Origin of the sequence: Virgibacillus xinjiangensis (assembly GCF_042643145.1) — a bacterium.
Classification (GTDB): domain Bacteria; phylum Bacillota; class Bacilli; order Bacillales; family Amphibacillaceae; genus Virgibacillus_O; species Virgibacillus_O xinjiangensis.
Genome location: NZ_JBHRSA010000057.1, coordinates 60,524 through 85,510, shown reverse-complemented (window position 1 = coordinate 85,510; position 24,987 = coordinate 60,524). Strand labels below are relative to the sequence as shown.

The 24,987-nt window shown below is 45.3% G+C and carries 24 protein-coding genes and 1 riboswitch; of the genes, 14 read left to right on the top strand and 10 right to left on the bottom strand.

Features of this window, described 5'->3' with window-relative positions:
* Positions 1-49: 49 nt before the first annotated feature.
* Positions 50-1,411, top strand: coding sequence for a branched-chain amino acid transport system II carrier protein (gene brnQ / locus ACFOGI_RS15905; RefSeq protein WP_390274728.1), 1,362 nt, complete (start codon positions 50-52; stop codon positions 1,409-1,411).
* 233 nt (positions 1,412-1,644) lie between these two features.
* Here brnQ and ACFOGI_RS15900 read toward each other — a convergent pair whose 3' ends face one another.
* Positions 1,645-2,307, bottom strand: coding sequence for a GntR family transcriptional regulator (locus ACFOGI_RS15900; protein WP_390274726.1), 663 nt, complete (start codon positions 2,305-2,307; stop codon positions 1,645-1,647).
* Between the two features lie 220 nt (positions 2,308-2,527).
* Here ACFOGI_RS15900 and ACFOGI_RS15895 point away from each other — a divergent pair, with 220 nt between their 5' ends.
* The 3 genes from ACFOGI_RS15895 to ACFOGI_RS15885 are packed head-to-tail and all read left to right on the top strand — an operon-like array spanning position 2,528 to position 5,678.
* Entirely contained in the window at positions 2,528-3,169 is a 642-nt protein-coding gene (locus ACFOGI_RS15895; RefSeq protein ID WP_390274723.1) for a TetR/AcrR family transcriptional regulator, read from the top strand.
* Positions 3,166-4,074 carry an ABC transporter ATP-binding protein gene (locus ACFOGI_RS15890; protein ID WP_390274721.1) on the top strand — a complete coding sequence of 303 codons (909 nt, stop codon included), beginning with the start codon at positions 3,166-3,168 and terminating at the stop codon, positions 4,072-4,074. Before ACFOGI_RS15895 ends, ACFOGI_RS15890 begins: the two co-directional genes overlap by 4 nt.
* Positions 4,074-5,678, top strand: coding sequence for an ABC transporter permease (locus ACFOGI_RS15885; protein ID WP_390274719.1), 1,605 nt, complete (start codon positions 4,074-4,076; stop codon positions 5,676-5,678). The genes ACFOGI_RS15890 and ACFOGI_RS15885 overlap by 1 nt, the downstream gene beginning before the upstream one ends.
* An 84-nt stretch (positions 5,679-5,762) precedes the next feature.
* Here the strand turns inward: ACFOGI_RS15885 and ACFOGI_RS15880 are convergent, their stop codons facing one another.
* Entirely contained in the window at positions 5,763-6,749 is a 987-nt protein-coding gene (locus ACFOGI_RS15880; RefSeq protein WP_390274716.1) for an acrylyl-CoA reductase family protein, read from the bottom strand.
* Between the two features lie 233 nt (positions 6,750-6,982).
* Here ACFOGI_RS15880 and ACFOGI_RS15875 point away from each other — a divergent pair, with 233 nt between their 5' ends.
* A complete protein-coding gene (locus ACFOGI_RS15875) occupies positions 6,983-7,264 on the top strand; it encodes a hypothetical protein (protein ID WP_390274714.1) in 282 nt (93 codons plus the stop codon).
* Positions 7,265-7,428: 164 nt separating this feature from the next.
* On the opposite strand, the gene ACFOGI_RS15870 is transcribed toward ACFOGI_RS15875, so the two are convergent.
* The 3 genes from ACFOGI_RS15870 to ACFOGI_RS15860 form a co-directional block, all read right to left on the bottom strand.
* On the bottom strand, positions 7,429-9,039 hold the full coding sequence (locus ACFOGI_RS15870) for a catalase (RefSeq protein ID WP_390274712.1): 1,611 nt from the start codon (positions 9,037-9,039) through the stop codon (positions 7,429-7,431).
* Between the two features lie 264 nt (positions 9,040-9,303).
* Positions 9,304-10,074: a DUF3891 family protein gene (locus tag ACFOGI_RS15865; RefSeq protein ID WP_390274709.1), complete on the bottom strand. Its 771-nt coding sequence runs from the start codon at positions 10,072-10,074 to the stop codon at positions 9,304-9,306.
* Positions 10,075-10,186: 112 nt separating this feature from the next.
* Positions 10,187-10,672 (bottom strand): QueT transporter family protein, encoded by a 486-nt coding sequence (locus tag ACFOGI_RS15860; RefSeq protein ID WP_390274707.1) that lies wholly within the window; start codon positions 10,670-10,672, stop codon positions 10,187-10,189.
* A 6-nt stretch (positions 10,673-10,678) separates the two neighbouring features.
* A riboswitch (PreQ1 riboswitch) is annotated at positions 10,679-10,723 on the bottom strand.
* Positions 10,724-10,878: 155 nt separating this feature from the next.
* Between ACFOGI_RS15860 and ACFOGI_RS15855 the strand changes: the two genes are divergently transcribed.
* Positions 10,879-11,733 carry a VOC family protein gene (locus tag ACFOGI_RS15855; RefSeq protein WP_390274704.1) on the top strand — a complete coding sequence of 285 codons (855 nt, stop codon included), beginning with the start codon at positions 10,879-10,881 and terminating at the stop codon, positions 11,731-11,733.
* Between the two features lie 73 nt (positions 11,734-11,806).
* Here the strand turns inward: ACFOGI_RS15855 and ACFOGI_RS15850 are convergent, their stop codons facing one another.
* Both ACFOGI_RS15850 and ACFOGI_RS15845 read right to left on the bottom strand, forming a co-directional pair.
* A complete protein-coding gene (locus tag ACFOGI_RS15850) occupies positions 11,807-12,415 on the bottom strand; it encodes an alpha/beta hydrolase (RefSeq protein WP_390274702.1) in 609 nt (202 codons plus the stop codon).
* Positions 12,416-12,455: 40 nt separating this feature from the next.
* A complete protein-coding gene (locus tag ACFOGI_RS15845) occupies positions 12,456-12,884 on the bottom strand; it encodes a MarR family winged helix-turn-helix transcriptional regulator (protein WP_390274700.1) in 429 nt (142 codons plus the stop codon).
* A 177-nt stretch (positions 12,885-13,061) separates the two neighbouring features.
* Between ACFOGI_RS15845 and ACFOGI_RS15840 the strand changes: the two genes are divergently transcribed.
* The gene (locus ACFOGI_RS15840; protein ID WP_390274696.1) at positions 13,062-13,967 is read left to right on the top strand and encodes a macrolide 2'-phosphotransferase; all 906 of its coding nucleotides are present in this window, start codon (positions 13,062-13,064) and stop codon (positions 13,965-13,967) included.
* Between the two features lie 46 nt (positions 13,968-14,013).
* Here ACFOGI_RS15840 and ACFOGI_RS15835 read toward each other — a convergent pair whose 3' ends face one another.
* The 3 genes from ACFOGI_RS15835 to ACFOGI_RS15825 form a co-directional block, all read right to left on the bottom strand.
* Positions 14,014-16,134 carry an MMPL family transporter gene (locus ACFOGI_RS15835; protein ID WP_390274694.1) on the bottom strand — a complete coding sequence of 707 codons (2,121 nt, stop codon included), beginning with the start codon at positions 16,132-16,134 and terminating at the stop codon, positions 14,014-14,016.
* 130 nt (positions 16,135-16,264) lie between these two features.
* Positions 16,265-17,389 carry a conserved virulence factor C family protein gene (locus ACFOGI_RS15830; RefSeq protein ID WP_390274691.1) on the bottom strand — a complete coding sequence of 375 codons (1,125 nt, stop codon included), beginning with the start codon at positions 17,387-17,389 and terminating at the stop codon, positions 16,265-16,267.
* On the bottom strand, positions 17,370-17,843 hold the full coding sequence (locus ACFOGI_RS15825) for a YaiI/YqxD family protein (RefSeq protein WP_390274689.1): 474 nt from the start codon (positions 17,841-17,843) through the stop codon (positions 17,370-17,372). Before ACFOGI_RS15825 ends, ACFOGI_RS15830 begins: the two co-directional genes overlap by 20 nt.
* 209 nt (positions 17,844-18,052) lie before the next feature.
* On the opposite strand from ACFOGI_RS15825, the gene ACFOGI_RS15820 reads away from it, so the two are divergent.
* From ACFOGI_RS15820 to ACFOGI_RS15790, 7 genes are all read left to right on the top strand, one after another.
* Positions 18,053-18,556, top strand: coding sequence for a GNAT family N-acetyltransferase (locus ACFOGI_RS15820; protein ID WP_390274686.1), 504 nt, complete (start codon positions 18,053-18,055; stop codon positions 18,554-18,556).
* A gap of 92 nt (positions 18,557-18,648) precedes the next feature.
* Entirely contained in the window at positions 18,649-18,945 is a 297-nt protein-coding gene (locus ACFOGI_RS15815; RefSeq protein WP_390274683.1) for a DUF3219 family protein, read from the top strand.
* 71 nt (positions 18,946-19,016) lie between these two features.
* Positions 19,017-20,123, top strand: coding sequence for a histidinol-phosphate transaminase (hisC, locus tag ACFOGI_RS15810; protein WP_390274680.1), 1,107 nt, complete (start codon positions 19,017-19,019; stop codon positions 20,121-20,123).
* Between the two features lie 17 nt (positions 20,124-20,140).
* Entirely contained in the window at positions 20,141-21,436 is a 1,296-nt protein-coding gene (locus ACFOGI_RS15805) for an aminotransferase class I/II-fold pyridoxal phosphate-dependent enzyme (protein WP_390274677.1), read from the top strand.
* 127 nt (positions 21,437-21,563) lie between these two features.
* Positions 21,564-22,754, top strand: coding sequence for a class I SAM-dependent rRNA methyltransferase (locus tag ACFOGI_RS15800; protein ID WP_390274674.1), 1,191 nt, complete (start codon positions 21,564-21,566; stop codon positions 22,752-22,754).
* Between the two features lie 69 nt (positions 22,755-22,823).
* The gene (locus ACFOGI_RS15795) at positions 22,824-23,501 is read left to right on the top strand and encodes a uracil-DNA glycosylase (protein WP_390274671.1); all 678 of its coding nucleotides are present in this window, start codon (positions 22,824-22,826) and stop codon (positions 23,499-23,501) included.
* Positions 23,502-23,684: 183 nt separating this feature from the next.
* On the top strand, positions 23,685-24,959 hold the full coding sequence (locus tag ACFOGI_RS15790; RefSeq protein ID WP_390274669.1) for a cytochrome P450: 1,275 nt from the start codon (positions 23,685-23,687) through the stop codon (positions 24,957-24,959).
* Positions 24,960-24,987: the final 28 nt, after the last annotated feature.

Below are 24,987 nucleotides of genomic sequence, written 5' to 3'. Positions count from 1 at the left end.
TGCATATAAGTCTATGGACAGGCATTCAATATAATCAGGAGGAATATACATGGAACGAAAATTGTCTTTTTCATCATATGCTGCTATAGGAGTCATGTTGTTCGCACTATTTTTCGGAGCGGGAAATCTTATTTTCCCAGCCCAGCTCGGGCAATATGCAGGAGTTAATTTATGGCCGGCTATTATCGGATTTCTGATTACAGGTGTTGGTTTGCCGCTATTGGGAATTATCGCCATGAGCTTTTCCGGCAGCCGTAATCTGCAAGAATTAGCTAGCAGAGTGCATCCCGGTTATGCCATTTTCTTTACGTCTCTACTTTATTTAACGATCGGACCATTCTTTGCGGCACCGCGTACAGGAACAGTTGCTTTTGAGGTAGGAATTTCCCCCTTTATCGGTGAGGGTTTTCAACAAGGTGCCCTTTTCATATTCACACTGTTGTTTTTTGCAATCACCCTATGGTTTTCCCTACACCCGGCTAAGCTGGTAGATAATGTGGGGAAGGTATTGGCCCCTGGTTTGGTGGTACTAATCATAATACTGTTGGCCATGGCATTCTTTCAACCAATGGGCGCAATGGAAGCACCACAGGACGCGTATGCAAGTGGAGCGTTTGTTACCGGTTTTCTGGAAGGGTACAACACGATGGATGCACTTGCCTCCCTTGTATTTGGTATCATCGTCATTAATGCGATCAGGTCGATGGGGGTCACATCGAAGACGGAGATACTTAAAACAACTGCGAAATCCGGTAGCATCGCCATCCTGCTCCTTGCTGCCATTTACGTAGGCATTGCTTATATGGGGGCTACCAGTACACAAGTTTTTGGACTCTTTGAGACTGGAGGACCTGTATTAAGTGGAGCTGCATCCTACTATTTCGGTACATTTGGATCAATTATGCTGGCAATTGTCATTACACTTGCTTGTTTGACAACCGCCATTGGATTGACCACGGCAAACGCGGAATACTTCCATACGCTGATACCAAAGATCAGCTATAAACAATGGGTGGTATTCTTTGCTTCACTGACCTTTGTGATTGCCAACTTTGGTCTTGCAAACATTATTGCTTTTTCGATACCTGTATTGATGTTCCTTTATCCATTGGCCATTGTCCTGATTTTGCTGGCCTTCTTGTCTCCTCTGTTCAATCACGCACGAATTGTATACGCATCTACGATCGGTGTGACATTCTTGATCAGTATCATTGATGGACTCAAGTCATTATGTGATTCTCTCGGTATTGATTATTTCAGTTGGATGGTACCGATTGTGTCCTTCTATGAGCAGGTGCTTCCGTTCTACAATGAAGGGCTGGGCTGGTTGCTTCCGGCAGCAGTAGTCATTGCCATTACTTCCATCATCGTCCGTGTGTATAGAGCAAAATCAGTAGAGGCCCATGCTTGAGGAAACCGATAAGCTGGATCCTTTTAGTCAAACAAGCAGCACAATTCAACTAATTGTGCTGCTTGTTTCTTGATATATGGGTGAATATGCTCACTTCTGGGGTTTCCGACCTTGTCATTGGTGGATGGACTACTCAGGGAAAGGCAGTACATGAATAAAAGAAGCAAAAAAATCGCTCGGAGCATTTTGCTCGGAGCGTCTTTTTAATGGCTACAATCTATTTATTTTCTTGGCTAATCGGACTCTATCTTAGGGAATTCTTCGATGGCGCGGAGCCAGTTTCCTTTCATGATGGGAGTCAGGCTATCCTTGTCTTGCTTCTTCAAAAGGTCAATGATCTCAGAATGTTCACGGATGGAATCTTCTGTAAGAACGATCGAGTTATGGAAGAATTGTCTGCGGACATGTGCCTGCAATTTACCGATGATATCATGAATGTAGGAATTATTTGCTGTATCTACAATGATTTGGTGGAACTCTTCGTCAATCTTTAAAGCAGAATAGTAGTTTTCCGAATGAATTGCCTTGGCGAAGCGGTCATTCGTCCGTTCCAGCAAATCGATGGTATCCTCTGTTATATGCTCTACGGCCAGTTCAGCGGATAAAGCCTGAAGTGCTGCCAGCGGAGGGAGCAGGTCTTTAATTGCTTCCCGGTCCACTTCGGTCACTTGGGTAGCTTTACCTGGGAACATTTCTACAAATCCTTGCGCTTCAAGCAATTGGAGGGATTCCCGCACAGGTGTTCTGCTTACGCCCAGAGCATTGGCAAGTTCCGTGTCATTCAATTTTTCTCCGGGAAGGAGTGTCCCATCGATAATCCATTGTTGAAGTTGGTTAAATGCATTTTCCTTCGCCGTCTGACGAACCGGTTTGGAATGGTCAGTTGGTATTGGCATAAGATTCACCCTTGCTATTAATAAATTGGTTTAATACCTATAAGATTAGTATACATGAAATTCCAAGGAATTGATATACAATATATTGATTTATATAATAGACTATTTGCCTTTTGAATTTTATATAAAATCACGTTGACCAAGGTGGTCGATAGTGCTACATTATAATAGACTGTAGTGGTCTAACTTATAATAGTTATGGACGGGGAGGGGGATCGTTATGAATAAATCGTTCGATCATCTGGAAGAAGAGAAAAAGACGAGGATATTGAATGCTGCTATGAAAGAGTTTGCCGACAAAAAATTTGATCATGCCTCGACTAATGAAATAGTAAGGAATGCCGGTATAGGCAAGGGAATGCTTTTTTATTACTTTAATAATAAACAAGACTTGTTCTACTATTTAATAGGCTATTCGCTGGATGTCATGGCAGAACAATTCCTGTCGCAGATCGATACCAGCGAGACGGATTTCGTAGAACGAATGAAGCAAATCGCTGAAGTGAAACTACGCTATTTCCGAACACATCCGGATATTAATCATTTTATAGCTTCTGTGTACCTGGATGACCAGTTTATCCTTCCGGTTGAACTAAGGAGGAGACTGGAAAAGTTAAAAAGAAAAGGCCATGAAATAATGTATGAGAACATCGATAAAGGGTTGTTCCGACAGGATATAGATATAGAAAAAGCATTCCATCTCATCCAGTGGGCCATGAATGGATACCAAGAAGAGGTGATGAGCCGTCTGAGGGGAGAGAACATACCGGAACTTGACTTGGATATTTACTGGCAGGAGTTTTATGATTACTTGGAGGTACTTAAAACAAGCTTCTACAAAAAAGAGGGGGAGAAGCAATGAGTCTGCTTACGATCAGCAACCTTACCAAGAAGTTTGGGAACTTTACTGCGTTGGATGGATTGAACATGGAGGTCGAAAAAGGAGAAATCTACGGATTCATCGGGCCTAATGGTGCTGGGAAGTCAACGACCATTCGCGTACTTCTCGGCATGCTTAAAGCCACGTCCGGAAGGGCACAGATATTCGGCAAAGATGTCTGGAAAAATGCGGTTGACATTCACCGAAAAATTTCCTATGTACCAGGAGATGTGAAGCTATGGCCTAATTTAACAGGTGGTGAAGTGATAGATATGTTTGTCAGACTTCATGGGGGAAGGGCTGATCACAGGCGGAGCGAGCTGATGGAACGCTTTGATTTTGACCCGAGTAAGAAGTGCCGGACTTATTCCAAAGGAAATCGGCAGAAGGTGGCCCTCATAGCTGCGTTTTGTGTGCATGCAGAGCTGTATATACTTGATGAGCCGACTTCCGGACTTGACCCGTTAATGGAAAGTGTCTTCCAGGATTGTGTGCAGGAATTGAAGCAAGAAGGAAAAAGCATTCTCCTGTCCAGCCATATTTTATCCGAGGTTGAAAAGCTTTGTGACAGAGTGGGGATTATCAGGCAGGGCAGTATGATTGAAAGCGGGACACTCGAAGAGCTCCGTCATTTGAGGGGGACCAATTTATCGGTGGAAACCAGGGAGCCTGCCACCTTCCTGGAGCAGATGGAGGGGGTCCATGATATCAAGAAAAATGGGCACACTCTATCGCTTCAAGTCGACCAGGAGGCAATGGAACAGGTGATGAAGCAATTGAGTTCATTGGGTATCATCAGTCTGGAGAGTAGGCCTCCTACGTTGGAAGACCTGTTTATGAGGCATTATCATCATAAAGAGAAGCTGCAATCTGGAGGTGGTTCCTGATGGTTGGCACTCTTTTCACAGGGGCAGGTTCACTTTTCAGCATAGGGTTAAAAAGGGAGAGGATACGCATACCTCTTTGGATGGCAGGTATCACCTTTTTCACCCTCTTGGTTCCGGGAGCGTTTACCGAACTGTATCCTTCCCAAAATGATAGGATGGGCATTGCTGAGACCATGCGCAACCCTGCGATGACAGCATTGATAGGACCCGGCAACTTGGATAACTATACGATAGGGGCTATGACTGTCCATCAAATGCTGTTGTTTACTGCATTGACAGTTGCTTTCATGAATATTCTGCTGATGAGCAGACATACGCGGGGAGATGAAGAAGAGGGGAGAGAGGAAATGCTTCGTGCCTTGCCGGTCGGGCGTCTTTCCCACCTACAGGCCTCCTTTATGTTGGCTTTAGTTACAAATTTGCTGCTTGCTCTGATTATAGGGGTTGGGTTATATGCCCTGAGGATAGAGGGTATGTTTCTCGAAGGCTCCCTTTTATATGGAACGGCTCTTGGGGGAATAGGATTATTTTTCGCGGGAGTTACAGCAATCTCTGCCCAGCTGGTGGAGACTTCCAGAGGAACAGCAGGTTTAACGATAGCAGTATTGCTATTTTCCTACCTGGCCCGGGGAATGACAGATATTAACGATCAGACATGGTCCTGGTTCTCACCATTGGGTTGGGTGACGAAAACGGAAGCCTATACGTCAAACAACTGGGGCCCTGTATTATTGATGGCTATTGCTGCATGTCTGCTGTTAGTTGCAGCATATTATCTGAACGCGAAGAGGGATATAGGGACCGGACTCCTCCCTTCTAAACCAGGAAGGGCACATGCCTCATGGGCTTTGAGCAGCCCGGTGGGGCTTTCGCTCAGGCTTCAGAGGACAGGGATGGCTGCCTGGGGAGTCGGTCTCTTGGTGATGGGGCTATCTTATGGCTCCGTATTAGGGGATCTGGAAGGATTCTTTGAAGGGAATGAACTATTGCAACAGATGTTGGACGAAGATGATCGTCTTACGATAGTGGAACAGTTTCTTCCGGTGCTAATGGTGGTGGTCGCCATTTTATCCAGTATTCCTCCTCTTCTGTCCATGCTTAAATTAACTGGTGAAGAGAGGAAAGGAAGGGTGGGTCATCTGCTTGGCAGGCAAATATCCCGCCAGAAATTGATGGCAAGTTATCTTATGGTAGCAGCAGTAAATGCCTTTGTCATGCTCTCGCTTGCGGTTATTGGCCTGTGGGTTGCAGGTAATGCAGTGATGGAAGAAGGATTGTCTTTTTGGTTTTTATACGGTGCTGGGATGGCCTATTATCCTGCTTTCCTGGTAATGCTCGGCTTAACCATGTTGTTAATCGGGGTGCTGCCGAATTACACCAAGCTGGTTTGGCTCTATTTGGCTTATTCATTCATGATTGTCTATTGGGGCGGATTATTCGATTTATCGGACTGGGCAGGCAAGTTATCCCCTTATGGGCACGTCCCTCAAGTGCCGATAGATGAATGGACAGTGTTACCGGTAATTGTTCTGATCGTTTGTGCTGTCATTTTAGCGGTAGGAGGATTTATAGGATATGCAAAGCGGGATATCGATGCCGGATAACTAGCAAACCGATCATCCAGTCTAGGTTTTGAAAGGAATAGGAATAGAAAAATGGTCCGGCTCATCAGCCGGGCCATTTTCCGTCTATAGCTTGACAATTGTCCTGCCCCGCACCTTGCTTTGCAGGATTTTGTCCAGTACAGCAGGGACTTCCTCTAAGGAGACTTCATGCACAATTTCTGTTTCCAGGGAATGTGGTTTCAGGTCATCAGCCAGCCTGTTCCAAACTTCTCTCCTGAGTTCCATAGGGCATTGGACAGAGTCTATGCCGAGCCAGTTGACACCTCTCCCGATGAATGGCAGGACAGTAGTGGAAACCTCTATACCACCGACCATTCCACTGGTCGCAACAGAGCCGCCGGATTGGAGGCTGCTGAGAATAAATTGCAAGGTTTTTCCACCGACTGGATCAATAGCACCAGCCCACTGTTTCTTTCTGGTAGGGGTCCCGGCCGTATCTGTAATTTCTTCTCTATCGATTATTTGCGCAGCTCCCAGTTTTTCCAAGTATTCCTGTTCGGATGACTTGCCGGTAGCGGCGGCAACCTGATATCCTTTTTTAGCTAACATATCGACAGCGAGACTGCCTACTCCGCCGGTGGCTCCAGCAACCAGTACTGGTCCCTTATCAGGGTTCAGGCCATTATCTTCTAGCCGTTGGATGGATAGACCAGCTGTCAGGCCAGCTGTTCCGAGAATCATTGCTTCCCTCATCGTCAATCCATCCGGAAGAGGGACCACCCATTCTTTAGGTACTCTTGCAACTTCACTGTAACCACCCCAATGGCCGGTACCTAGTGCATAGCTGGTCACAATCACCTGGTCACCTTCTGAGAACGCTGGTGTCTCGGAATGTATGATCGTTCCGGCCAAATCAATCCCCGGGACTAATGGGAACTTCTCTACCAACTGTTGCTGGATACCAACAATGGCATCCTTATAATTGACACTGGAATAGGCGACTCTGATGGTGACGTCTCCGTCTGGCAGATCGCTTTGGTCACACTGCTTCACTTTCAACTGGCCATTTTCCTTTTCTTTATCAAGCACCAATGCCTGAAATTGATCCATTAGATGGTCATCCTTTCCTCCAATTAATCTTACTATCATTTTAATTGTCTTGAAGCCAAGTTTAAAGCAATCTGGTTTAGAGAGGGATGATAACAGCACCCACATGAATATAGAAGGCATTAGGCGAATGCTCGTCAACGGGGAAGAAGGTTGGACTCATTAACCTCCTGATTCCCGGGAATTATATAGAGTGAGTTGGGTCGACAATGGTCAAAGAGAGGAGAAAGCCATTCATGAGTACATTGATCGTGACAGATGAAATCATCATTCACGCTCCTTTGTCCAAAGTATGGAAAGTACTCACCTATCCAATCTACATCAGAAGGTGGGATGACTTCCCTGATACCTGCCGCGAACACCCGCTCAAGGCAGGACAAGTGTATTTTTGGGAGCTTCCAAGAGGAGGTTATTCAAGCCATACCGTAGTGAAATTGGAAAGGGAGAGGCGGATGCATATTTCACTCTTATCCACAACCAGGGGATATCCTTTTCAGATACGAACTGTTGGTACATGAGAAAAACACTCGTCTCAGACTAAGGCACGGAGACTTTTCCGTCTTGACGAACGGCCAAGATTATTACGAAGCTGCTGCTGAATTTGCTGACGTGGCAAAACATCGAATAAAGCAACTGGCAGAATATGATTAGTAAAACCCTCCGGTGTGGAGGGTTTTAAGGGTTAATATGGATCGGCGTCATGGCCTTTCTCGACTGCGTCCTGTGGACCTTTTTCGCTGTCCTCATTTCCTAGCGGTCCAGGTTTGGAATTTTGCCCCATCATTTTCTTGGCCTCTGCAAGGCCTTCTCGCAGGCGGCGTCCATATTCTTCATCGGCAGATTCGGCAAGCTCTACCATCTTATCCTGGATGCGTTGGTCGCATTCTGACAAGTCCCCTACGAGGTTGCTGATCAATTCATCCTTTTCCCAGTCTTCAAACATACGATATGTTTCGCCGGCTTGTTTCGTATTTTCTTCTCGGTCAATAGTTTCCCTTACCAATTTCCCCTTGACTTCAGGAGTGTATTCTTTCCCGGATTGTTCAGCTTCTTGGAATCCACCAAGAATGGATGGTTCATAATTGATGCTTGGGTTTTTGTTGCCTCCCACGCGGCGGTCTACTTCATAACGCATGTTGCCGCCTTCCTGGTTGGTGTTCACCTGCTTTTGCGCCCGGTTGATCGGCAGCTGGAGATAGTTTGCGCCGACGCGGTAACGCTGGGTATCTGAATAGGAAAATGTCCTTCCCTGCAGCATTTTATCGTCAGAGAAATCCAGCCCGTCTACAAGTACCCCGGTACCAAATGCTGATTGTTCCACTTCGGCGTGGTAGTCTTCCGGGTTTTTATTCAACACCATTTTACCAACAGGCAGCCATGGGAACTGGTCCTCTGGCCAGAGTTTTGTATCATCCAGCGGGTCAAAATCTAATTCTGGATGCTCGTCGTCGCTCATGATTTGCACATATAGTTCCCATTCTGGATATTCTCCTCGTTCGATTGCCTCATATAAATCCTCTGTTGCATGGTTGAAGTTATTGGCCTGGATTTCTTCCGCCTCTTTCTGGGTCAGGTTCTTAATTCCTTGTTTCGGTTCCCAATGGTACTTCACGAGTACCGCCTCACCCTCTTGGTTCACCCATTTATACGTATTGACACCAGACCCCTGCATCTGACGATAATTCGCCGGGATTCCCCATGGAGAGTATACAAAGGTCACCATATGGAAGGATTCTGGAGAGCTTGCACAGAAGTCGAAGAAGCGCTGGCTGTCCTGGATGTTCGTTACTGGATCTGGCTTGAATGCATGGATCATATCGGGAAACTTCATCGCATCACGGATGAAGAAAATCTTCAAGTTGTTTCCGACCAAGTCCCAGTTTCCATCTTCTGTATAGAACTTCACCGCAAAGCCTCGGGGATCCCGTAAGGTCTCTGGGGAATGTCCGCCATGGATGACCGATGAAAAACGGACAAATACAGGGGTCTGCTTCCCCTTTTCCTGAAAAAGCTTCGCTCTTGTATACTTGGATACCGGTTCATCACCTGCAGTGCCATATGCTTCAAAATATCCATGAGCACCAGCGCCACGGGCATGTACTATACGTTCAGGAACTTTCTCCCTGTCAAAGTGACTGATCTTTTCGATGAAATCATAGTTCTCCAATGTACTTGGCCCTCGATTTCCAACTGTGCGTATACTTTGGTTGTTGGTAACCGGATGGCCTTGTCTGTTCGTTAGCGTGTCATCTTTTTCATAATTCGTTCTTTGATTATGTTTGCCTTCAGCCATTCTATATCTCCTCTTTCCATTAGTGTGTTGGTAATGACAAAGGGCGATTCCCGATTCGGAATCTGAGGTACTAATATATAGAATGACCGTTTAGGATGAGGTTTATTAAATTTCTTGTGGAAGTGGAGTTTTATAAGATCCGTGCCGTGGAGAAAGATATGATAGGGACCACGTGATGTGAAGTGATAAATATGGGAGGGCAGGCAGTTCAATGAGGAAGGCAGGTTGCCGGCGCGGTAATTGCTGCACCGGCACTAAGATTCATCAATTTGCAGGCACCAACCGGACAGGGACCCCTTCTGTCTGTGCTTCTTCATAGCATTTAATCAATCCATGTTCCCGGATATCTTGCTTTTTCACCCGTTTTTGATTTACCGTTACTTCAACAGGACCTTCAAACGGGAAGGTTTCCAAAGAAACAGTCTGTTCATCCAACCAGTTGATGCCAATCGGATTTTTATGAAAGCCATCCAATTCAAATGGGAGGGGGATGCCCTGCTTGAAAAATGGATGCTCATCCTGCTTGCCCACCCCCGGGTCGTTTATACATACATAGAGGGAGAAGTTATCACCAAGCTGGACCAGCCCATAATGAAAGTTAAACAAACGTTTGTTGAAATCGGGAAGGTTCTCCATAATTCGTTCTTGTCTTGCTGTTTCTTGTCGGACAAATAGGTCTGCTTGCCTTGAGGATTCCGCAGCAATAAAGCGTTTGTAATGTTCACTGCAAAGAAGCGCAGCATAAGGGTCTGCCTTTTCCACTTCATCTATCCCAAGGGTATACAAGATCACTTTCGGGTGAATGGGGAAGTCGGTAAAGGTGAAAGGCTCCTGCTTTGCATCATTCCAAAAAGGTTGTTTATCAAATTCTTTCCAGCCTAGGTCATGCTGCTCGATTGCATATAGTACAGACTCTTTTCTTCCCTTGCCTTCAAATAAATTGTCTTTCCATCTTTCCATAATTTCTCCGGAAAGCTTGGCGTGATGGTGTTGCTCCACCAAAACGAAATCGTTATCATGTTCCCTGATAATCATCCTCCGCACATCCTTTCGATTTGCTACCTACTTTGTATTTTTCCCTATATAGATGAATATGTAAACAGTTAAAAAAATAGCAGGCTTCATCCTTCCAGATGAAGCCTGCTTGTCATATCAATTGTTGAAAACGTAAACGCTTGTTGAGTGCATACATAACTGGAATTCCAACTGCCAATACAACAAACTCCCCTGCAGCGGTGGTCAGCCATGTGAAGAGGAAAGGCAGACCAAGTGCCAGGTTCAATTCAAAGGCAATAATAAACATGTTAAAAGAAAAAATCAGGGTATTAAGAACTAATAGTACCCACGTATTCTTGATATATTTTGCCAATAAAATGATAAGTCCGAGCGACACAGCGGAGTGGGCCACCCCGAAAATCAAATCATACATACCCAATGGGGAGAACAGCAGATTGCTGAGGAACACTCCAAGGACTATACCGAAAAAGTACTTTTTATTGAACACTACAAGGTGGTTGAACATTTCTGGAATCCTGAACTGCACATTGGTGAATCCAAAGGGTTGAATGACCATGGAAACAGCAATATATAAGGCTGCCAATACAGCATTGACGACAATTGTATTTGTTTTCATTATCTTCTCTCCTTAGTTTTTTATCGTGGGAGGGTCTCGAACCACGTATTTTAACTTACCAAGTATAATATAAAAAGATGGAAATGGGAAGGATACGAGTACTTCAAGGGGACATCTAGTTGACAATTATAGGGAAAGAACTCTACAATTTACATAAAGTAACCTAGTTTATTATTGTAACTAATATAATGTAAAGGGAGATTATCATGGAAACTAAATTTTTTGAAAACCCGGCAACCTATGTGGGGCAAGTGTGCATCAATGTTACCAATCTGGATCGATCTATTGCTTTCTATGAAGAAGTAGTGGGGTTCAACGTGCTGGAAAGGGCGGGGAATAGTGCGTCTCTGACAGCTGATGGAAAACGTCCAATCCTGACCATAGTCGAGCCGGAGGGCTCCATGCCGAAAGAAGAGCGGAAAGCCGGACTGTTCCACTTCGCTATATTACTTCCTTCCCGGGAGGACCTCTCCAGCTTTTTGACACATCTGATAAAGGCGGGACGCACCTTGCAGTTAGGTGCCTCGGATCATCATGTGAGTGAAGCTCTGTATTTCAATGACCCGGATGGTAATGGCATCGAGGTATATAGGGATCGTCTGTCAGATGAATGGAGTTGGAACGGTAGTACCGTGAAAATGGTGACAGATCCGTTGGATGCTGACAGTCTTGTCGCGGAAAGTGACCGGGAATGGGAAGGTCTTCCTTCTGATACAGTGATGGGGCATATTCATCTGCATGTAGCTGACCTGAAAAAGACGGAAGCTTTTTATAAAAATGGCCTTGGGTTTGATATAGTGGCTACCTATCCAGGAGCATTGTTCACTTCAACAGCCGGCTATCATCATCATATCGGGTTGAACATATGGAATGGGGAGGGGGCTGGAAAACCTTCTCCGAATAGCGCCGGACTCCGCTGGTTTTCTCTTCTATTCCCGGACAAGGAAATGAGGGAAAAAGCTATAGATCGACTTCAGCAATCAGGCGTGGATGTAGAGGAAACGGGAGAAGGTTATAAAGTGGAAGATCCGTCCGGAAATCATATACAGTTGATCGTATGATGAGGGGATCCTCAGTTGTATGAAAAAAACGTTCTGCCTTAATCAGCAGAACGTTTTTGCCATATCAGAAACGTCATTTTTTGATGGTTTGATACCATTTTTTGGCAGCCGCCACTTCTCCCATGGTCAACTGATGGCCCCGGTTTTCCCAATGCAGCTGTACATCTGCACCAGCGTTTTCGAGCAGCGATTTCAACTCTTCGGATTCCTGGGAAGGACAGATAGGATCATTGATCCCCGCAGCAATGAATATATTCTTTCCTGTTAGATCAGGGAGGTTGATCCCTCTGCGCGGCACCATTGGATGATGCAGGATGGCACCTGATAAGGCGTCTTGGTGATGGAACAACAAGCTTGCTGCAATATTTGCTCCATTGGAGTAGCCTACTGCGATGATATTTTCTCTATCGAAGTCATATTTCTCAGCAGCCTCATCGAGAAACTCAAAGAGCTCTTTGGTCCGATAGATAAGGTCTTCCTCATCAAATACACCCTCCGCAAGGCGTTTGAAGAAACGCGGCATGCCATTTTCAGAAATATTCCCTCGTACACTTAAAACATTTGCCTCAGGATCGATCTCCTTGGCAAGGGGCAATAGATCTTCTTCCGTCCCGCCGGTGCCGTGAAGCAGAAGCAGTGTAGGTTTATTCTGGTTCTTACCTTTTTGAAAAATGTGTTTCATAGATGGTTCCTCCTATTTTATTCATTCTGTATCGTTACATTTAGATTTCGTTGTCCATGCCTATTTTTTTAAGAGCTTCCACAATCGTTTCTTTCTCTTGGTGGGAAATACCGGAGAAAATCTCCTCGATTACCTCTTGATGTTTAGGGAAGATTTCATCCATCAGCAAAATTCCTTCTTCGGTGATATGGATGTAGACTACTCGCCGGTCCTCTGTGCACGGCTGCCTTTCCAGAAGGCCCTTTGCTTCCAATTTATCAATCACATAGGTAATAGAGCCGGTGTTGATCAAGACTGCTTCGGAAATCTGCTTCACCGTCAATCTTCCTTTATGATATAAAGCTTCCAGTACAGCGAAGTCAGAAGATTTCATTCCATAGTTCTTAATATCCTCTTTCACTCGCTCCATTACGGTCTTGGATGACTTCATCAGTACCACGAAAGTCTTCAATGATAAATTGTCGTTCATGATGCCACCCCCAATATAAGTTAAATCTAATCTACTTGAATTTTATTATATTGAATTCATATTAAAATAATTATTTAATACTGTCAATCAGCATCCGAGGGGCCAAGTGTGGTAATGGAGCTTAAGGGGAAGAGGAATGATAGGATTTTTATCAACAGTGAAAAAGGAAGGGATAGAATGGGTTTAACCAAGAGGCAAGTTTCTGATATCGCAAAAAACCATGAACTGATGATACGGGAAGATTTTATTGAGTTTAATGAATCTGGGTTGGATTTCCAAGTAGTCTTTGCCAATGATATGGAGGGAGAACAATGGGTGCTCCGGATTCCTCGTCGTGCTGACGTTATTGCACATGCAGTCAGGGAGAAAAAAACACTGGATTTGGTAAGCCCTCACTTGTCGGTGTCCGCCCCAAAATGGGAAGTGTTTTCTGATGAATTAATTGCCTATAAAATACTGCCTGGAATTCCGGCAGGGACGGTCGACCCGGAGAAGAAATCCTATGTATGGGAAATAGATGAGGAGAACGTTCCGATCATCTATCATGAAACACTCGCAAGGGCGATGGCCTCTCTTCATCAGATCAATAGGCAGTATATGGAAGAAGCGGGTATGCATACGTTCTCCATTTCAGAAATCAGAGATAATATGAGGCACAGAATAGAGAAGGTCGAAGAGGACTACGGAGTTGCTGAAGAACTATGGAATCGCTGGCAGGCATGGCTGAATAATGATTCTCTATGGCCGGAGAGCACGGCACTGGTGCATGGCGATCTTCACCCAGGCCACATACTCATTGATCACACAAGCAGGGTAACTGGTCTGATTGATTGGACGGAAGCCAGGGTGGATGATCCTGCCACCGATTTTGTTGCTCATTATATGGCATTTGGGGAAGATGCTTTGAACAGGCTGATAGAAGCCTATGATAAAGCCGGAGGTTATGTGTGGCCTTTCATGGCAGAGCATGTGAAGGAACTGCAGGCGGCCTACCCGGTCACTGTAGCAGAATTTGCCGAGCGTTCAGGTTCCGGGGAGTTTGCAAACTTGGCTAGGCAGCTTCTAGGTGTAGAGAATAAATAGAGGGGTTGAATAAAAGCAGAACGGCTCGGCCATTCTGCTTTTTATATTATTCGGATTCCCTTTCTCGGCTTGAGGTCTGCCGTTTTTTATCAAAGAGTACGAGCAGGCCGGGAAGCAGCACACCTCGGATGACAAAGGTATCTATCAAAATGCCTACAGCCACAATAAAACCGAAAACAAACAATAGTTGAATCGGTTGGGTCATCAACACGGCAAAGGTCGCAGCCAGAATCAGCCCGGCGGATGATATGATTCCTCCAGTATGGGTGACTGCCGTTTCTACTGACTCTTTCACTGGGAGTTTTTCCTTCTCTTCCAAATATCTCGATATCAACATGATATTATAATCAATCCCAACAGCTACGAGGAAAATAAAGGCATAAACCGGGACCCTGTTGCTGATTGAGCTTATATCAAAAAGCAGACTGGTCAGGAACATTCCTAGACCAAGAGCAGCCGCAAAAGATAACAGGTTAGTCCCCATCATAAATACCGGCATCTTGAAAGAACGGGTCAGGAATGCCAACAGAAGGAAGATTACCACCGTTTCCAGAAGGACAATGAGCAGAAGATCTCTATTATTCAGTGACCTGTCATCGATGGACGCAGCTGTTTCTCCTGCAAAGTATAAGGCGCCGTGTATACCAGCATCTTCCAGTATACTCCCGGCATCATTCCGGATACTCTCCAAGGCATCCATCGTTTCGGTGGAGTACGGATTCTCCTCAAAAACCATTCGATAGGAAAAAGCATTACCTTGATCGTTGGTACTGTTCAATTGAACACTGCCTGTGAGTGGCTGATTTGCAAGTTCTTTTCTTAAGACTTCCTGCTCTTCTTCGGAGATTTGACCCTCTGCTTCCAGCAGGACCGTGGTTGGAGCCAGTTCACCTGCTTCAAAGTTTTCCTCTAGCAGAGTAAAACCTTCACGGGAAGGCAGATCCTCTGGAAAAGACTTGAGCAAGTTAAATTCATACTCCAAGTTGAATACATTCACTGCAGATAAAAGGAGGAAGGTGCCGGTTACAGTTACTGCGATGACTGGTTTTTTTACGATGAACTTTCCGATACGTGCCCAAAATGAACTGGCCTTTACTTGAGGGTCGCCCACCTTGGGAATTACCGGCCAGAATGATCTCCTTCCGAATATGGTGAACAGACAGGGAACGAGGGTAACTGAAGCCAGCATGATTACTGCAATTGCTGTTCCGAATATCGGAGCGAAATTCTGATAATCACCAAGCGTTGCAAACAGAAGCAGGAGCATTGCTGCCAGCACCGTGGCCCCCGAATAGAAAACCGGGAGGCCAGTTCCTCTCATGGCCTGCTTCATCGCTTCATACTTGTTATCCTCACGTTTCAATTCCTCGCGGAAACGGGAGAATACAAAAAGGGAATAGTCTGTCATTGCTGCAAATAAAAGAATGGTCATGATGGATATGGATTGGGTGCTCATCAGAAGTCCAGCTTTCCCCCAAATCCCTAGTACCTGCATGGTAACTTGATAAATAAAACCTGCCGCTAACAGAGGTATGAGTGCCAACAATGGAGAACGGTACAAGAGCACCAACAGGACCAGAATGATTGCTACTGTAGCCATGATCAGAACCAGGTCGGCACGTGAGAACAAATCATTAGTGTCGACGGCTATCCCGGCAGGGCCGGTGATGGACAGTTCGGAATCCAGATGATTGCCAGCCACCGCGCTAATTTCATTCAAGCTCTGTTTGATTTCCGCTGTATCCAGCTCTCCATCCAGTTGGAGTGGGAGATAGGCGGTATCCCGATCCATTGTTATAAATTCTTTGATAGCCTGAGGTGGCAGTTTATCGAAGGGAAGGACCTCTTCGATGCCATTTATTTGCTCTGCTTCCAGCTCGGTTGTGAAGTCTGCTACTCTTTCTAGATCTATCGCTCCACTATCTTTGTGAAAAACCAAGATGGCTGGTAGCTGGTCACTTTCACCAAAATAATCCTCCACTTTCTTTTGCGCGACGACGGAAGGAGCATCATCAGGTAGTGTCTCGATACTGGAGACTTGGTAATCATGGGCAGATGGAGCGAAGATGGATAAGAAAACCAGGGCAGATAGCCAAATTCCCAACGTGATCCATACTCCCCTCTTACTGGATGCCCTGTCTGTAATGGATTGCAGTAAGTTTCTCATGTTTTACTTCCTCTCCTGACGGTTAGTGTCAACCACGTCCAATGGATGGGTTCTGTGATCAATTGATAGGTATTCTTGTAATCCTCGTATAATGCTCTTTTCTCCCCAAACCTTTTACTTCAAGAGGATCTTAATCCTTCTTTACTGCCTGGGTCATCTGATGCCAAATGGATCCTTGTGCTGATCTGCCCCCTTCAATACGGGCGAGTGCCATCTTCACCTGCATTCTAACTTCAAATTCCGGATCATCCAACTTCTCGCGCAAGGCAGGTACAGCTGTTTCATCTCCTGCTTCATAGAGAAACATGGCAGCCCGCCAACGGACAATCCGGCTTGGGTCATCCAGTGCCTTGGCCATCTCTGGGATCGCGCTGGGATAGCCCAGGTCGGAAATACAGTCTCCAGCAGTTCTTCTGACATTAACGGCTTTGTCATGTAAGGCTTTGAATAGGGGCGGCAGTACTTCCTCACTTTCAATCATGCCGAGAAATGCTGCAGCCAGGCGCCGCACCGATGATTTCTCATCATCCAACGCCTTCGTCAAAATAGGAAGATGCTCGAGTGTAGGTTCGATGATCCGGTCGAGCGCTGCGTAGCGCTCTTTCCAATCCGTGTGCTCCAACATCTCTATGGTAACAGTTTCATTTCTAGGCGCCTCGGCTGAGTCATCTTCTTCCAACAAGTTAGCGAGCCGATGTTCATCGTAACTGGCGGACAATTCTTCCACGATGGTTTCACCTATTTCGTCGATATTGCCATAGCGAGGGCTCTGTTCCACCCACTTTCTTTCCATCAGCATATTTTCGGAAGCCATGGAGGCTTCCATGGCAGCATTAGTAAAACGTTCTGGCAGGCTGAAACGTTTTTCGGCATCACCATCTTGAAGTTTCACCTGCATGGGAATTTTACGAATCATTTGAACGAATACCTTTACTTCACCAAAAGCTTCATCATTGGCTGTTTTTCCTTCTATAACCATTTCTTCGGGGTCTTCCGCAGAGCCGAGTACTTGTCTCACACGGGGAAGGATTTCTTCCCAATCATGTTTCGGATGCCGTTCAAGAGCGATAAAGTCTATCACTTGATAAATCCCTTTCACACCGTCTATTTGAAACAATTCTTTTACATAATCGGGTGCGTTTTCCCGTTCATCTGTACGTTTAAAGTTGAGGGTCTTCCCATCTGTTAGTGCTTCATCCAAGTTTATTTTCATGGAGTGAGGACTAGGTGTAGGTTCAATCGAGATAATTTTCATCTTCATTCTCCTTTTGCTGCTGAATGGTTTCTCTCAGCAGTATTTCAAATTTGTTCCGATCTTCTGCAGTAAATGCTTTAGGTCCTTTGGTCCGCTTCCCGCTCTTTCTTGCCATGGCACTGGCATAACGGGTTTCTAAGAGAAGATCGATATTGTCGTTCGTATAAGCGAAGCCTTTATGATGCAGGACAACACAGCCTTTTGCCAGTCCAAGAGATGCGAGCCCATAATCCTGTGTCACGATGATGTCCCCACTTTCAGCCAGCTTCATTATCTTATAATCAGCTGCTTCAGCACCTGTATCGACATAGACGGTTTCCACGCCGTATGTTTGTTCACCAGGAGAATAGTGGGCAAAACTCTGGACAAGGACAACCGGGATTCCAGTCTGTTTTGCTGTATTGATGACAATTTGCTTTACCGGTGATGCATCAGCATCTACATATATTTTCATGGCGGACCTCCAAATATGACAAATATAAAAAGTGACATTCCAGTCCACTTCCCGTACGAGCCGTACAGATGAAACCGAATACTGGAAGTCACACATGATTAAACCTATTGTAGGTGATTTTCACTCTTTCGCCAACCGTATAAAGCTGGTTTCAGCAGGTATGATAAAATGATGGAAAATCAATCGAGGATTAAGTTGAGGTGGACGGCTTGGAAAGGATCATAATGGTTGATCAAATGAGGAAAGAAGACTGGAATCAGGTTAAGCAAATCTATCAAGATGGAATTGAGACTGGAAATGCTACATTTGATACAGAGCCTCCTGATCGGGAAGAGTGGGACAGAAAGTATTTGCAGGTCTGCCGGTTGGTTGCCAGAGAAGGGAACCAAGTGATTGGCTGGGCTGCACTTCTGCCGGTGGCTTCCAAAGACGCTTTTTCGGGGGTGGCAGAGTTGAGCATTTATCTCCGGACAGGAAGCTCCGGGAAGGGAGTAGGCACGAAACTGATGGATGAACTGGTGAAAAAAAGTGAGTCGAAAGGTTTTTGGACGCTACAAGCCGGCATCTTTCTGGAAAACCATGGAAGCATACGTCTCCATGAAAAATTTGGGTTTAAGATGGTAGGTGTCCGAAGCCGGATTGGGAAATTGAATGGGGTCTGGCGTGATGTTCTATTGATGGAGAGACGCAGTACCGTGGTAGGTTTGGATTAAGACAAGAGTGAAAAGAATGTAAAATACTGGGGTTGCCCAAAGGAAACTGCTAGTATCATATTATATCGAAGAATGGCTAGAGGAGTGATCAAGTGGCACAGGAAGTATTGATCAATGACCGATTGTTCCATGCCGAGAATTTTTACCAGGAGACCATCACAAAGAATGGACAGCCTTTACGGACCATCGGTTTTGAGTTCGAGGTGACCAGCAGGGATTATCATGATGTAACTGTACTGCTGTATGAAAATGACTTTCATGTAAGAGTACCGGCGAATGATTTGGATTTTGGGGCAGTCATCCATAAATATTCCACGTCTGTTACGAACCTCTACGAGGAAAATAAAGTGGGAATTTTTAAATTGGAGTTAATTCAGAAAGCAATTTAGTTTATAATGGATAATTAATAGTGTGAACAATTGCAGACAAAATTCGGCAAAATAAGAAAGGATGTAATTCATTGGCAACATCAAATCAAATCCAGCCGCGTAAAGTTCTAGGAAAAATAAAACCATATACCCCAGGTAAGCCAATTTGGGAATTGCAGGAAGAGCTCCAACTCGATAAGGTAGTGAAACTTGCCTCCAATGAAAATCCCTTGGGTCCGTCTCCTAAAGGAGTGCAGGCAATCACAGACAGTTTGGATGGGCTGAACCGGTATCCTGATGCCGACACCAGTGCGTTAAAAGAAGCAATTGCATCCCAAATGGAACTGTCCCAGGATCAGCTGATCGTCACAAACGGAGCTGACGAATTGATCACGCTGGTTTCTGAAGCATTCCTGGAAGAGGGAGATGAGATCATTGTACCGTTTCCATCTTTCAGTGAGTATGACTTTGGAGCTCAGCTGATGGGAGCGGAAGTGGTCCCTGTCCATCTGGAAGAGGATTTCCGGTTTAATGTGGATCGGATGATTTCTGCCATTACGGAAAAGACAAAATTAATCTATATTTGCTCACCAAATAATCCAACAGGTACATATCTGCCAAAGAGTGATCTGGAGAAACTGCTGCAGGCCATGCCGGATCATGTTCTTATGGTTTATGATGCTGCATACAGCCATTATGCAACAGCTGAAGACTATACAGACGGTGTGGAATATGTCCAAGCGGGTTACCCGATCATCGCCCTGCAGACCTTCTCCAAAATTTATGGACTGGCAGGCGTGCGTGTAGGGTTCGGAGCTGCTCCAGATTATGTTATCCAGACAATACTCAAAGTGAAGGAACCCTTCAATGTCAATGCTTTAGCACAGGCAGCAGCCGCAGCGGCGATTAGAGATGAGGAGCACGTCGAGGCATCAAGAGAAATGAACAGCACCGGAGGGGACCAACTCTACCACCTGTTTAACGAACTGGGCCTAAGCTATATAGAAACGCAGGCTAATTTCATTCTGGTCAAATTTGGTCCGGATGCAAAGCGGATTCATGATGAACTGCTTACCAAGGGTGTCATCGTCCGCTATGGGAATACATGGGGGATGCCAGAGCATGTGCGCGTCTCTATCGGTACACAGGAGGAGAATCAGTTCTTTATAGATGCATTGCAATCTATTCTCAATCAATAACAACGGAGGTACAGACATTGAACAAAATAGCAGAGAAACTTAATGAAATCATTGAAGAGAAAAGTCAACATACGTATGAAATGCTTTCCGATTTAGGCAGGAGTATTTTCTACCCGAAAGGGATTCTCAGCCAAAGCGCCGAAGCGAAAGGAAAAGCGACATCCAAGTTCAATGCTACATTGGGAATTGCTACGGAAGAGGATCAACCGATGCACTTCGACCATATCCAGGATACACTTCCTGAATATGCCCCGGAGGATATCTATCCGTACGCTCCGCCGCAAGGGAAGGAGGCTCTGCGAAAGGCATGGAAAGAGAAATTGTTCAGGGAGAATCCATCATTGGAGGGCAAGAAGTTCGGTAACCCCGTAGCCACCAATGCCCTTACACATGGTTTGAGCATTGCCGGCGACTTGTTTGTGAACCCGGGAGACCAGATTATTGTCCCTGATAAGTTTTGGGGAAATTATAACCTGACCTTCCATGTGCGCAGAGGAGGGGAGTTTTCCAAATTTACATTGTTTGATGAACATGGGAAGTTCCATGTAGAGGCATTTCGCGAAACAGTAATGGAGCAGAAAACTTCCGGAAAAGCAATAGTGGTATTGAATTTTCCAAACAACCCGACAGGCTATACTCCGCACCAAGATGAAGTGGATGGGATTGTATCCGTCTTGAAAGAAGCTGCAGAAAGTGGAATCAACCTGGTTGTTCTGCTGGATGATGCTTATTTTGGTCTCTTCTATGAGGACTCTGTAAAAGAATCCATATTCGGCCAATTGATCGGACTGCATCCGAGGTTACTGCCGGTCAAGATTGACGGGGCAACCAAAGAAAACTACGTGTGGGGCCTTCGTGTCGGTTTCATCACTTTTGGCGCGGAGAATGCAGCTGTACAAGATGCATTGGAACAAAAGGCCAAAGGGCTGGTGAGAGGTACGATTTCCAGTGGATCCCATTTATCCCAGACGGTGATTTTAAAATCTTTGGAATCCGATGACTTTGAAAAAGAAAAAAAAGAAAAGTATGCCTTGATGGAGAGCAGGGCTAGAAAAGTGAAGGAAGTATTGGCACAGGATAAATATCAGCATGCATGGAAGGTATATCCATTCAACTCAGGGTATTTCATGTGCCTGGAATTGTTGCACACCGATGCAGAGAAGCTGCGTGTCCACCTGTTGGATAAGTATGGAGTGGGGACCATTGCGGTGAATGCAACAGATCTTCGGATTGCTTTCTCCAGTGTGGAGGAGAAGGATATCGAAGAGCTGTTTGAGCTTATTCACCAAGGGGTTCAAGATCTGTCCAAGTGATGACACCAACAGTCCCGGCTGCGGCCGGGGCTGTTTTTTATTCTGGACAAGCTTTGCAGCAATTCTTTTACTTTTTGTGGGAACATGCGATAATGGTTGCAAAACGTGATGGGATGGATTATAGACAATGGTGATGGAACTGGAAGTAAGGAAAAAGGATATAAAAAGATACCGAGATGGGTACCCGCTTATCATCAAAGACTCACTTCTCCACCCGGAAGAGCTGAAGGAGGAGGGGAAGGTCTTTCATCTCGTGGACAGTCAGCGCAGGTTTATTGCCAAAGGATACTATGGCAAGCAGAACAAGGGTCTCGGATGGGTGCTTTCCTACAAAGAAGGCGAGAAGATCGATTATTTATTTTTTAAGGATCGATTGCTCAAAGCCTTGCAAAAGCGCTCCTCTTTTTATCAAGATTCAGAGACGACTGCTTTCCGGGTTTTTAATGGGGAAGGGGACGGTATCGGTGGTTTGACCATTGATTATTATGATGGTTATTATCTGACTACTTGGTACAGTGAAGGAATATACAGCTTTAAGGACAAGGTTATCCAGGTCTTGGACGAACTTGGTGATTACCATGCCATTTATGAGAAAAAGCGCTTTGATACGAAGGGAAGATATGTGGATGGGGATGACTTTGTCAAGGGAGAGCGCGGAGACTTTCCGATTTTCATTAAAGAAAACGGTATGAACTATGCGGTCGATCTGAATGACGGGGCGATGGTTGGCATTTTCCTGGACCAAAGAGAGGTTAGAAAAGCCATTCGCGATACATACGCGACTGGAAGGAATGTGCTCAATACATTTTCGTATACGGGGGCTTTTTCTGTTGCAGCCGCTTTGGGAGGGGCCGTAAAAACCACTAGTGTCGACCTTGCCGGGCGCAGTAAGCCGAAAACCATTGAACAATTCAGTGCAAATGCTATTGATTTTGATCAGCAGGATATCATTGTAATGGATGTATTCGACTATTTTAAATATGCCAAGAGAAAAGGCCTTCTGTTTGATATGGTTGTTCTTGATCCGCCCAGCTTTGCTCGGTCCAAGAAGCGAACATTCAGTACGGCTAAAGATTATCCTGGGCTGGTGCAGGATGCGTTGGGGGTTACAGAAAAGAATGGCATCATCGTGGCCTCCACCAACAATGCTACATTTGGAATGAAGAAATTCAAGGGGTTCATTGAAAAAGGATTTCGCGATAGCGGCAGCCGCTACAAAATCTTAGATGAATTCTCTCTGCCGGGAGATTTCCAGAAGAACAGGGACTACCCGCAGAGCAATTATTTAAAAGTGCTTATTGTAAAAAAACTGAACTGACGGAGGTTTGATGGAGGTTCCTTAGGGTATAGAGAATAAAGCAAGAACTGGGTGTAAGGAGGAATGAGGGTGGAAATTCTCCGGAATGACTGGAAACCACGGCTGGATAAGGAATTCCATAAAAGCTATTATCAGGAGTTGCGATCATTTTTAAAAGAAGAATATGAAACCAAAACTGTTTATCCGGATAAGGCTAACATCTTCAATGCCCTGCATTACACTACATATGCCCAAACGAAAGTAGTGATCCTCGGGCAGGATCCTTATCATGGTCCAAAGCAGGCTCATGGATTAAGCTTTTCTGTACAGCCTGACGTTAAAATACCGCCTTCCCTCAAAAATATTTTTAAAGAGCTCAAGGAAGATACAGGAGCACCAATCCCGGAGCATGGCTGTTTGACCAAATGGGCGGAGCAGGGGGTCTTACTTCTGAATACCGTTTTGACCGTCAGGGAAGGGGAGGCCAATTCCCATAAAGGAAAAGGATGGGAGCATTTTACCAATGAAGTGATCAGACAGGTGAATGAAAAAGAGGATCCTGTGGTTTTCCTGCTATGGGGAAGAAATGCGCAAGCAAAGGAAGACTTGATAACTTCCCCTCATCACCTGATCATTAAATCGCCACATCCTAGCCCATTCTCAGCAAATAAAGGTTTCTTTGGCAGCCGACCTTTTTCCCGGACTAATCACTTCCTCCGGGAGGCAGGCCGACCGGAGATTGAATGGAGTCTGCCGCCTTTAGAATAAGCTGAACTGACAAGCATAATGGCTCGTTCAGCGGGAAGATACAATGGAAAGACACGCTATTTCACCGATAGCGTGTCTTTTTTAGCCATAGCCTGCTCCAGGATGGGAAGTCTTGAAACGTCAACCGGTGTTTAACCTACCCTTATCCGGGAAGAATTTCTAAAGGAGTAATTTTCAGAAAGGATGAGGGTATTGGCTAAAACGGATACATTGGCAAGGGAGAAAGGGTTCGATCACAGCTTCGATTTATTGAGAGAGGGATATCATTTTATTCCTAATAGAAGGCACAGCTTCCAATCGGATATGTTTGAAACCCGCCTGCTCGGCCGCAGGGCCTTATGTATGGGTGGAATGGAAGCGGCTGAGCTGTTCTATGACAATGATTTGTTCAAACGTTCAGGAGCGGCACCCGGTATGGTCCGGAACACTCTATTGGGAAAAAACAGTGTGCAGAATTTGGATGGCGAAATGCATTACAGTCGGAAGAAGATGTTCATGTCATTGATGACGACAGACAGGTTGGCAGTAATGGATGAGATTACCATCGATCAATTCGAAGCGGCACTGGACCGGTGGGAAGAGCAAAAGGAAATTGTATTGTATGAAGAGGCAAAGGAATTGATGCTTCGTATTGCCTGCAATTGGGCAGGTGTCCCTTTATGGTCGCATGAAGTTTCCTTGCGCAAAGAAGATGTTGCCTCCATGATAGAAGGGGCTGCCTCACTTGGGAGGAAGCACTGGAAGGCAAGAAAAGCGCGGACACGCTCGGAAAAGTGGATTGGAAGCCTGGTGGAGAAGGTGCGGCAGGGAGTATTGAGTCCTCCCGAAAAAACGGCTCTTCACACCATTTCCCTCTATCGGGATATCAATGGAGAACTTCTTGATGTCCATACGGCAGCCGAAGAGATATTAAATATTATCCGACCGATGGTAGCTATTGCCGTTTATATTAATTTCACCGCCCTGGCTGTTCATCAATACCCAGAAGAAAGAGAGAAGTTGAAGAGCGGAGATGAAAAACAGAATTTGATGTTTGTACAGGAGGTTCGGAGGTTCTATCCTTTCTTCCCTTTCCAGGCGGCAAAGGCTAAACAGGATTTTACATGGAAAGGATTTGAAATCCGCAAAAATGATTTGGTGCTGATGGATTTTTATGGAACAAACCATGATCCGAAACGATGGGGGAACCCTCAAGTGTTCAACCCTGATAGGTTTGCCAATTGGGAGGAGAACCCATTCGATTTCGTTCCTCAGGGCGGAGGGGATTATAATATGGGCCACCGCTGTGCCGGTGAATGGGTGACTGTCCAGGTGATGCAAATAGCCTTGGATTACCTGGTGAATAAGATGTCCTATCATGTTCCTCAGCAAGACCTAAGTTATAGTTTGGTGAACTTCCCGACCAGATCAAATAGTCGATTCATTATGAACGACATCGTTAGAAAGGCGCAAAAATAGAAGCATAGTAAAGAAGAGACAGCTGCAG

Excerpts from the sequence above, each read along its gene's own strand:
- brnQ (WP_390274728.1), top strand. The coding sequence starts at position 50 with ATGGAACGAAAATTGTCTTTTTCATCATATGCTGCTATAGGAGTCATG.
- ACFOGI_RS15900 (WP_390274726.1), bottom strand. The coding sequence starts at position 2,307 with ATGCCAATACCAACTGACCATTCCAAACCGGTTCGTCAGACGGCGAAG.
- ACFOGI_RS15895 (WP_390274723.1), top strand. The coding sequence starts at position 2,528 with ATGAATAAATCGTTCGATCATCTGGAAGAAGAGAAAAAGACGAGGATA.
- ACFOGI_RS15890 (WP_390274721.1), top strand. The coding sequence starts at position 3,166 with ATGAGTCTGCTTACGATCAGCAACCTTACCAAGAAGTTTGGGAACTTT.
- ACFOGI_RS15885 (WP_390274719.1), top strand. The coding sequence starts at position 4,074 with ATGGTTGGCACTCTTTTCACAGGGGCAGGTTCACTTTTCAGCATAGGG.
- ACFOGI_RS15880 (WP_390274716.1), bottom strand. The coding sequence starts at position 6,749 with ATGGATCAATTTCAGGCATTGGTGCTTGATAAAGAAAAGGAAAATGGC.
- ACFOGI_RS15875 (WP_390274714.1), top strand. The coding sequence starts at position 6,983 with ATGAGTACATTGATCGTGACAGATGAAATCATCATTCACGCTCCTTTG.
- ACFOGI_RS15870 (WP_390274712.1), bottom strand. The coding sequence starts at position 9,039 with ATGGCTGAAGGCAAACATAATCAAAGAACGAATTATGAAAAAGATGAC.
- ACFOGI_RS15865 (WP_390274709.1), bottom strand. The coding sequence starts at position 10,074 with ATGATTATCAGGGAACATGATAACGATTTCGTTTTGGTGGAGCAACAC.
- ACFOGI_RS15860 (WP_390274707.1), bottom strand. The coding sequence starts at position 10,672 with ATGAAAACAAATACAATTGTCGTCAATGCTGTATTGGCAGCCTTATAT.
- ACFOGI_RS15855 (WP_390274704.1), top strand. The coding sequence starts at position 10,879 with ATGGAAACTAAATTTTTTGAAAACCCGGCAACCTATGTGGGGCAAGTG.
- ACFOGI_RS15850 (WP_390274702.1), bottom strand. The coding sequence starts at position 12,415 with ATGAAACACATTTTTCAAAAAGGTAAGAACCAGAATAAACCTACACTG.
- ACFOGI_RS15845 (WP_390274700.1), bottom strand. The coding sequence starts at position 12,884 with ATGAACGACAATTTATCATTGAAGACTTTCGTGGTACTGATGAAGTCA.
- ACFOGI_RS15840 (WP_390274696.1), top strand. The coding sequence starts at position 13,062 with ATGGGTTTAACCAAGAGGCAAGTTTCTGATATCGCAAAAAACCATGAA.
- ACFOGI_RS15835 (WP_390274694.1), bottom strand. The coding sequence starts at position 16,134 with ATGAGAAACTTACTGCAATCCATTACAGACAGGGCATCCAGTAAGAGG.
- ACFOGI_RS15830 (WP_390274691.1), bottom strand. The coding sequence starts at position 17,389 with ATGAAAATTATCTCGATTGAACCTACACCTAGTCCTCACTCCATGAAA.
- ACFOGI_RS15825 (WP_390274689.1), bottom strand. The coding sequence starts at position 17,843 with ATGAAAATATATGTAGATGCTGATGCATCACCGGTAAAGCAAATTGTC.
- ACFOGI_RS15800 (WP_390274674.1), top strand. The coding sequence starts at position 21,564 with ATGGTGATGGAACTGGAAGTAAGGAAAAAGGATATAAAAAGATACCGA.
- ACFOGI_RS15790 (WP_390274669.1), top strand. The coding sequence starts at position 23,685 with ATGAGGGTATTGGCTAAAACGGATACATTGGCAAGGGAGAAAGGGTTC.